Genomic DNA, 8,240 nt, shown 5'->3' with positions numbered 1-8,240 from the left:
GCCCGCCCCGCGGCCCACGACGCCCTCCGACCGTGACCCCGGCAGCCCGTCGCCGTCCGCCACCGGCCGGGTGCGAGGCTCCGACCTGTCCCGTCCCGCGCCCCCACGGACCGGGACGGGGACAACGGCACCGCGCACCACCTCGCCCTCCCCGGAGGGGCGTGGCGGGCCCGGCGTCCCGTCCCGGGCCCGTACGGACACCGTCATCACCATCGGCAACTGGTCCGCGCGGGTCGTCCGAGGCGGCCAGGACGCCGTCGACGCCTGCCAGGACGCCGTCCAGTGGACCGGACCCGTCCTCGGCACCGAGAACGGCTACCGGCTGCGCACCGCCGTGCTCGTCGGCCACGACTACTGCGGCTTCGACCGGTTCGCGACGCTCCCGGTCGGCTCGACGGTCACCGTCCGCTCCCCGCGCGGGAGTTGGACGTACCGCGTGTACGCCACCTACGTCACCCCCGGCCGCGGCGCCCCGGCGGCCGGTCTGTACTGGGGCGACCTCACCCTGCAGTCCTGCGTGGGACCGGACACGGGTTTCAGCTATCTGATGCGTGTCTGACTCGTCCGGCGCCCGGAGGGCCGGCGCCGGGACACCCCCGTGTCCGGTCCTGTGGCGCGCCCGCCGTGGGACAGGGGAAGGCGGGACACGGGTGACGGTCGATGCCACGGGGGGATGCGGCAGCGGCCGAACACCGCTTCCATAGTGGGGCGGACGGGGCGGGGGCAGGCAGCCGGGAAGGATGCGGCGGCCCAACTCCCGGTGAACCAGGGCGGGGACGAGTACGGCCGGAAACAGCCGGAGCCGTCGGCGCCGGGTACGCCCGACCGGCAACCTTCGCGGGAGTCGGCGGCGACCCGAGGGTGAAATCCCGTCCCCCACCAAGGGAGTTCACCGTGCACAGCTACTTGGCGCGGCCGGTCACCGTTCTCGCCGCGCTGATCGCGCTGGTCGCCTCGCCCCTCACGTCGGTGTCCCCGGCGAAGGCCGCCGACCAGTGGAACCCGCCCGCGAGAGCAGGTACGGCTTGTGACGCCCGACTGCTGACAGGGGTGTCCGACGGGGGCCACGGTGACGCGACCCCCGTCGGGTATCCGTCGGGTCCTCAGATGCCCGCGGCCGCCGACAGGTCCCGCTTGATCGTCGTCAGGAGTTCCGTCGCCTTCGCGCGGGCCGCCGGGAGGTTGTCGTGGGTGCCCACCGGGACCACGACCTCCAGGTAGCACTTCAGCTTCGGCTCCGTGCCGCTGGGGCGGACGATGACGCGGGCGCCGTCCAGCGTGTAGCGCAGGCCGTCGGTGGGCGGGAGCGTGTCCGTGCCCTTCGTCAGGTCCTCGGCCTTCGTGACGGACAGGCCCGCGAGGAGCGTGGGCGGCTGCTCGCGCAGACGGCGCATCGCGTCCGAGATGAGGGACAGGTCGTCCACACGGACCGAGAGCTGGTCCGTGGCGTGCAGCCCGTGCTCGACCGCGAGGTCGTCGAGGAGATCGAGGAGGGTACGGCCCCCGGACTTGAGCTCCGAGGCCAGTTCCGTGATCAGGAGAGCCGCCGTGATGCCGTCCTTGTCCCGTACGCCCTCGGGGTCGACGCAGTAGCCCAGCGCCTCCTCGTAGCCGTACCGCAGGCCCTCCACGCGGGCGATCCACTTGAAGCCCGTCAGCGTCTCCTCGTACGGCAGGCCCGCCTTCTGGGCGATCCGGCCGAGCAGGGAGGACGAGACGATCGACTCCGCGAACGTGCCGCGTGCGCCCCGGCGGACGAGGTGCTCGGCGAGGAGCGCGCCCACCTCGTCGCCGCGCAGCATGCGCCAGTCCCCGCCGTCCTTGACGGCCGCCGCGCAGCGGTCCGCGTCCGGGTCGTTCGCGATGATCAGGTCCGGGTCCGTCTCGCGGGCCTTCGCGAAGGCCAGGTCCATCGCGCCGGGCTCCTCCGGGTTGGGGAAGGCGACGGTCGGGAAGTCCGGATCGGGGTCGGCCTGCTCGGCGACGAGGACCGGTTCCGGGAAGCCGGCCCGGGCGAACGCCGCCAGGAGGGTCTCCTTGCCGACGCCGTGCATCGCCGTGTAGACCGTGCGGGCCGTACGCGGGGAGCCGGCGGCCAGTACCTCGTCCGTACGGGCCAGGTAGGCGTCCAGGACGCTGTCGTCGAGGGTCTCCCAGCCGCTGTCGGGGCGGGGGACGCCGGCCAGGCTCGTGATCGCGGCGATCTCCGCGGCGATCTCGGCGTCCGCCGGGGGCACGATCTGGGAGCCGTCGCCGAGGTACACCTTGTAGCCGTTGTCGCGCGGCGGGTTGTGGCTGGCCGTCACCTCCACGCCCGCGACCGCGCCCAAGTGCCTTATGGCGTACGCGAGTACGGGCGTGGGGAGGGGGCGGGGGAGTACGGCGGCGCGCAGGCCCGCGCCCGTCATGACCGCGGCGGTGTCGCGGGCGAAGTCGGCGGACTTGTGGCGGGCGTCGTAGCCGACGACGACCAGGCCGTCCGTCTGTCCCTTGGCCTTGAGGTACGCGGCGAGTCCCGCGGCGGCGCGGATGACGACCGAGCGGTTCATGCGCATCGGGCCGGCGCCGAGTTCGCCGCGCAGGCCGGCTGTGCCGAACTGGAGGGTGCCGCTGAAGCGTGCGGTGAGCTCCGCCGTGTCCTCGGCGTCGATCAGCTTGGCGAGTTCCTCACGGGTTTCCGCGTCGGGGTCCTCGGCCAGCCATGCCTCGGCCCGTGCGGTGAGTCCGTCCTGCACGTCGGGTCAACCTCTCTCTTCGTCCTGTTGAGCTGTGGTGCCGCCTAGCCGTCCTGTTTTCTGGGGGCTCCGCCCCCAGACCCCCGTTATCGGCCTGAACGGCCTCGTCCTCAAACGCCGGACGGGCTGAGATGTGCCTGGCTGGGCTGTAGAAGTCAGCCCAGCCCCCGAGGTCTTTAGCCCAGCCCCCGAAATCTTCAGCCCCTCCGGCGTTTGAGGAGCGGGGGTTCGGGGGCCGGCCCCCGAGTAGGCGACGGGAACTACAGCCGGTCCAGAACCTGGGTCAGCAGCGCCCCCATGTGGGTGGCCGAGTCGCGGCCCGCCTGGAGGACCTCCTCGTGGTTGAGGGGCTCCCCGGTCATCCCGGCGGCGAGGTTGGTGACGAGGGAGATGCCGAGCACCTCCGCCCCCGCCTCACGCGCCGCGATGGCCTCAAGAGTCGTCGACATCCCGACCAGGTCCGCCCCGATGACCCGCGCCATCCGAATCTCCGCAGGCGTCTCATAGTGCGGCCCGGGGAACTGCGCGTACACCCCCTCCTCAAGGGTCCCGTCGATCTCCTTGCACAGCGCGCGCAGCCGCGGCGAGTACAGATCGGTCAGATCGACGAAGTTCGCGCCGACGATCGGCGACGCCGCCGTCAGGTTGATGTGGTCGCTGATGAGGACCGGCTGCCCGGGCCGCATGCCCTCGCGCAGCCCCCCGCAGCCGTTGGTCAGCACGATCGTCTTGCAGCCGGCGGCCACGGCGGTACGGACGCCGTGCGCGACGGAGGCGACACCGCGGCCCTCGTAGAAGTGGGTGCGGCCCAGGAACACGAGCGCGCGCTTGTCGCCGATCTCGTACGAGCGGACCTTGCCGCCGTGTCCCTCGACCGCCGGCGGCGGGAAGCCGGGCAGCTCGGTGACCTGGAACTCGGCCGCGGGGTCGCCGAGGGCATCCACGGCCGGTGCCCAGCCGGAGCCCATCACGAGAGCGACGTCGTGGGTCTCGGCGCCCGTCAGTTCCCGTACGCGCACGGCGGCGGCGTCGGCGGCGGCGTACGGGTCGCCCTGGATGTCGTCCGGAAGAAGAGATGCGTTCACGCGCACGAGGGTAGCCGGTCCGGGCCTACGCGCGTAGATGGTGATGGTCACGGGATTGCGATCGTTGTCTTGTTGTTTCCGCCGAAGGCGGCGAAGACCGCGAAAGCCGCCCGGGGACGGAGACCCGCGCGGGAGACGAACGCGGGCCCGTGCGTCAGCAGGGACGCTTGCGCAGCTCCATCACGTAGTCGTGGGGGGCGCCCGCCGATTCGGCCGCGTCAGCGATCTCGCCGAGGTAGCGGGCCGAGGGGAGCCCTCCCTCGTAGCCGTTGAGGACGTAGACCCACGCGGCCTCCTCGCCCTCCAGCGTGTGGATCCGTACCCGCATCCGCCGGTAGACGTCCAGGCCGACGCCCTCCCAGCGGTCCATGGACTCCTCGTCCGGGGGTGCGATGTCGTACAGGGCGACGAAGACCTGCGAGCGCGGGGCCTCGACGATGGTGGCCAGCGCGCCCTCCCAGCCCATGTGCTCGCCGCCGAACGTCAGCCGCCAGCCGTTCAGCCACCCCGTGGCGCGCAGCGGCGAGTGCGGAGCGCGGCGCGTCATGAGCCGCGGGTCGAGATTGCCGGCGTACGCGGCGTAGAGCGACATGGATCGAGAGTACGGCAGCGAACGCGTACGCCTCTCCCGTAACCGGAGCACCGGGATTTCGTATCCGGGCCGCCGGGATCCCGTACCCGCACCGCCCGGATTCCGTGATCCCCGCCCCGTCGGCAGCCCCCCGGGCGGAAGCACCTTGAAGCGTGCGGGACAATGGAGTACGTGACTCGGATCGTGATCATTGGTGGCGGACCCGGCGGATACGAGGCGGCCCTGGTGGCCGCCCAGCTCGGCGCGGAGGTGACCGTCGTCGACTGCGACGGTCTGGGCGGGGCGTCGGTGCTCACCGACTGCGTCCCGTCGAAGACCCTGATCGCGACGGCGGAGGTGATGACCACCTTCGACTCGTCGTACGAGGAGCTGGGGATCATCGTCGCCGATGACACTCCTCACATCGACACGCCCGCGCGGGTCGTCGGTGTCGACCTCGGGAAGGTCAACCGCCGTGTGAAGCGGCTCGCGCTCGCCCAGTCGCACGACATCACCGCCTCCGTGACGCGCGCCGGGGCCCGGGTGCTCCGCGGCCGCGGGCGGCTCGAAGGCATGCAGGCCCTGGACGGCTCGCGCAAGGTCGTCGTACGGGCCGCCGACGGCAGCGAGGAGACGCTCGTCGCCGACGCCGTGCTCATCGCCACCGGCGGGCACCCCCGCGAGCTGCCCGACGCGCAGCCGGACGGGGAGCGGATCCTCAACTGGACGCAGGTCTACGACCTCGACGAGCTGCCCGAGGAGCTCATCGTCGTCGGCTCCGGTGTCACCGGTGCCGAGTTCGCCGGCGCCTACCAGGCCCTCGGCTCGCGCGTCACGCTCGTCTCCAGCCGCGACCGCGTGCTGCCGGGCGAGGACCCGGACGCGGCCGCCGTCCTGGAGGACGTCTTCCGGCGGCGCGGGATGAACGTCATGGCCCGCTCGCGCGCCGCGTCCGCCAAGCGTGTCGGCGACCGCGTCGAGGTGACGCTCGCCGACGGCCGGGTCATCACCGGCTCGCACTGTCTGATGGCCGTCGGCGCCATCCCGAACAGCCACGGCATGGGTCTCGAAGAGGCCGGGGTCAAGGTCCGGGAGTCCGGCCACATCTGGACCGACAGGGTCTCCAGGACCACCGCCCCGGGCGTGTACGCCGCCGGTGACGTGACCGGCATCTTCGCGCTCGCCTCCGTGGCCGCCATGCAGGGCCGTATCGCCATGTACCACTTCCTCGGCGACGCGGTCGCCCCGCTGAACCTCAAGACGGTCTCGTCGAACGTCTTCACCGACCCCGAGATCGCCACCGTCGGCTACTCCCAGGCGGACGTCGACGGCGGCGTGATCGACGCCCGGGTCGTCAAGCTGCCCCTCCTGCGCAACCCGCGCGCCAAGATGCAGGGCATCCGCGACGGCTTCGTCAAGATCTTCTGCCGCCCGGGCACCGGGATCGTCGTCGGCGGTGTGGTCGTCTCGCCGCGCGCCTCGGAGCTCATCCACCCGATCTCGCTCGCGGTCGACAACAACCTGACCGTCGAACAGATCGCGAACGCCTTCACCGTGTACCCGTCCCTGTCGGGGTCGATCGCCGAGGTGGCCCGGCAGCTGCACACCCGGAAGACCGAGGGCGAATCCTGACGGCGAAAGACGGTTCCCCGCTGGTCACGGGGTTCGTCGGCCGTTGGTGACGGTGAGTCGCGGCCCATTCGTATGGCATAGGCGCCGCGATTAGGCGCGTATACCACTTCGTGCCCTGCGGTGCGAACAACTTCTGTTATTCGGCGCAAACTGCTGAAAGCAGACGGTCGTTGGGGTTACTGTCAGTTTCGTGTTCGCTGCAGAACGTCGCCAATTGATCCTCGAAATGGTGCGAGCGAATGGGGCCGTGTCGCTCCGTGAGCTCGCCCGCGTCGTCCAGACCTCCGAAGTGACCGTACGGCGGGACGTGCGCGCACTGGAGGCAGAAGGACTCCTCGACCGCCGGCATGGCGGTGCGGTATTGCCGGGCGGGTTCACGCGGGAGTCCGGCTTTCCGCAGAAATCTCATCTCGCGACCGCCGAGAAGACGGCCATCGCCGATCTCGCCGCAAGTCTCGTCGAAGAGGGCGAGGCCATTGTGGTGGGGGCGGGAACCACGACACAGGAGCTGGCCCGCCGACTCGCGCGGGTCCCCGGTCTGACCGTCGTCACCAACTCCCTGCTGGTGGCCCAGGCGCTGGCCCACGCCAACCGCGTGGAGGTGGTGATGACCGGCGGCACCCTGCGCGGTTCCAACTACGCCCTGGTCGGCAGCGGGGCCGAGCAGTCCCTCCAGGGGCTGCGGGTCTCCCGGGCCTTCCTGTCGGGGAGCGGACTGACCGCCGAGCGCGGCCTGTCCACCTCCAACATGCTGTCGGCGTCCGTCGACCGCGCGCTGGTGCAGGCGGCCGCCGAGGTCGTCGTCCTCGCCGACCACACCAAGCTCGGCACCGACACGATGTTCCAGACCGTGCCGACCGACGTGATCACCCGGCTCGTCACCGACGAGCCGGGTGATCACGACGACCGCGCGGGCACCGAACTGCAGGCCCTGGCGGATCAGGGCGTACAGATCGCGGTGGCCGGAGCCGGTGGTGCGGGCGGGGATACGGTCCCGGCGGGGCGTCAGCCGCCACGCCGGGACGTGCCCCTCCCCGGCCCCAGGCGTGGCCAGGTCCCCGGCGGAGGCCCGCAGTTGCGCAGTGCGGCCGCGGTTCTGGGGGAACGGGAACAGCCCCAGAGCGAGCGGGCGCGGGTCGCGGACCTGCGCCGACGCTGACGGGCGGCCGGCCCGGATCCTGACGGACGACGGTCCAGTTCGTACGTCAGGAAGCGCGGCCACGGCAGTACGGCAGTGCGTACTTACTTCGTCCGTGTACGTGTGTCGGCGGGGCGTGTGTTGGTACGTACGTGTGCTCGGTGTGCGGGGCGTCAGGCCTTGAGGCCCCGCAGGGTCAGTGTCAGCAGGCGGTCGGCCAACTCCGGATCGTCCGGGGTCTCCTCGGCCGCCAGCGCGATGGCGTTGGTCAGCTGGAGCAGGTCGCCGATGGAGACGTCGGAGCGCACGGCGCCCGCCCGCTGCGCCCGGGCGAGCAGGGCGCTGCCCGCCTCACGCATCGGACCGCTGCACCTGGCGAGTTCCGAGGCGTCGTCGTGCGAGGCCGCCATGAGCGCCCGCGACAGACCGCGGTACTCACCCGCATGAGTGATGATGGCGCGCAGCCATGCCACGAGCGCCGTGCACGGCTGTGGGTCGTCCAGCAGTTCGCGCGAGAGGTCCAGGAGATCGCTCACCGCGTCCGAGAAGACCGAGCTCAGCAGCGCGTGGCGGTTCGGGAAGTGCCGGTAGAGCGTGCCGATGCCCACTCCGGCCCTTCTGGCCACGTCCTCCAGGGAGGCGTCCGCGCCGAACTCCGCGAACGTGGTCCGCGCTTCGGAGACCAGCCGGTCGTGGTTGCGGCGTGCGTCGGCTCGCATACCTGCCGGTGGCTTGGCCATGTGGTTCACCTCGCCTCTTCTACGTGCCGGGGGTGGGATGTGGTTGCCCGATGCCCATCTCGTCTGCCCCATTGTTGTCGTCCGGGGGCTGCGGGTGCGTTGTGGCTGGTCGCGCCCACGCGGCGGAGCCGCATATGTCACAGCCCCGCGCCCCTGACGGGGCGCGGCCCTTGACCGGGCTCTGAACCCGAGGCGCCCGACGGACAGGCCAATCCTGTTCGTCGGGCGCCTCGGGGTGGTGTGTGGGGGTCAGTCCTTGATCTCGCAGATGAGGGCGCCGGAGGTGACGGAGGCGCCGACTTCGGCGGACAGGGCCTTGACGGTGCCGGAGCGGTGGGC

General features: G+C 71.7%; 6 protein-coding genes and 1 pseudogene. 3 read left to right on the top strand and 4 right to left on the bottom strand.

Features of this window, described 5'->3' with window-relative positions:
* Positions 1-559 (top strand): annotated as a pseudogene (locus O3Q52_RS43830) (hypothetical protein); the annotation flags it as partial.
* 544 nt (positions 560-1,103) lie between these two features.
* Here the strand turns inward: O3Q52_RS43830 and O3Q52_RS43825 are convergent.
* From O3Q52_RS43825 to O3Q52_RS43815, 3 genes are all read right to left on the bottom strand, one after another.
* Positions 1,104-2,735, bottom strand: coding sequence for a phospho-sugar mutase (locus O3Q52_RS43825; protein WP_269654101.1), 1,632 nt, complete (start codon positions 2,733-2,735; stop codon positions 1,104-1,106).
* A gap of 260 nt (positions 2,736-2,995) precedes the next feature.
* The gene (locus tag O3Q52_RS43820) at positions 2,996-3,820 is read right to left on the bottom strand and encodes a purine-nucleoside phosphorylase (RefSeq protein WP_269654100.1); all 825 of its coding nucleotides are present in this window, start codon (positions 3,818-3,820) and stop codon (positions 2,996-2,998) included.
* A gap of 154 nt (positions 3,821-3,974) precedes the next feature.
* A complete protein-coding gene (locus tag O3Q52_RS43815; protein ID WP_055615596.1) occupies positions 3,975-4,412 on the bottom strand; it encodes a gamma-glutamylcyclotransferase in 438 nt (145 codons plus the stop codon).
* Positions 4,413-4,574: 162 nt separating this feature from the next.
* Here O3Q52_RS43815 and O3Q52_RS43810 point away from each other — a divergent pair, with 162 nt between their 5' ends.
* Both O3Q52_RS43810 and O3Q52_RS43805 read left to right on the top strand, forming a co-directional pair.
* The gene (locus O3Q52_RS43810) at positions 4,575-6,023 is read left to right on the top strand and encodes an NAD(P)H-quinone dehydrogenase (RefSeq protein ID WP_269654099.1); all 1,449 of its coding nucleotides are present in this window, start codon (positions 4,575-4,577) and stop codon (positions 6,021-6,023) included.
* 190 nt (positions 6,024-6,213) lie between these two features.
* Positions 6,214-7,182 (top strand): DeoR/GlpR family DNA-binding transcription regulator, encoded by a 969-nt coding sequence (locus O3Q52_RS43805; RefSeq protein ID WP_269654098.1) that lies wholly within the window; start codon positions 6,214-6,216, stop codon positions 7,180-7,182.
* 152 nt (positions 7,183-7,334) lie between these two features.
* Here O3Q52_RS43805 and O3Q52_RS43800 read toward each other — a convergent pair whose 3' ends face one another.
* Positions 7,335-7,901 (bottom strand): TetR/AcrR family transcriptional regulator, encoded by a 567-nt coding sequence (locus tag O3Q52_RS43800; protein ID WP_269654097.1) that lies wholly within the window; start codon positions 7,899-7,901, stop codon positions 7,335-7,337.
* Positions 7,902-8,240: the final 339 nt, after the last annotated feature.

Origin of the sequence: Streptomyces sp. ActVer (assembly GCF_027270795.1) — a bacterium.
In the GTDB taxonomy this organism is placed as follows: Bacteria; Actinomycetota; Actinomycetes; order Streptomycetales; family Streptomycetaceae; genus Streptomyces; species Streptomyces umbrinus_A.
This window is presented reverse-complemented; position numbering and strand designations above follow the sequence as displayed.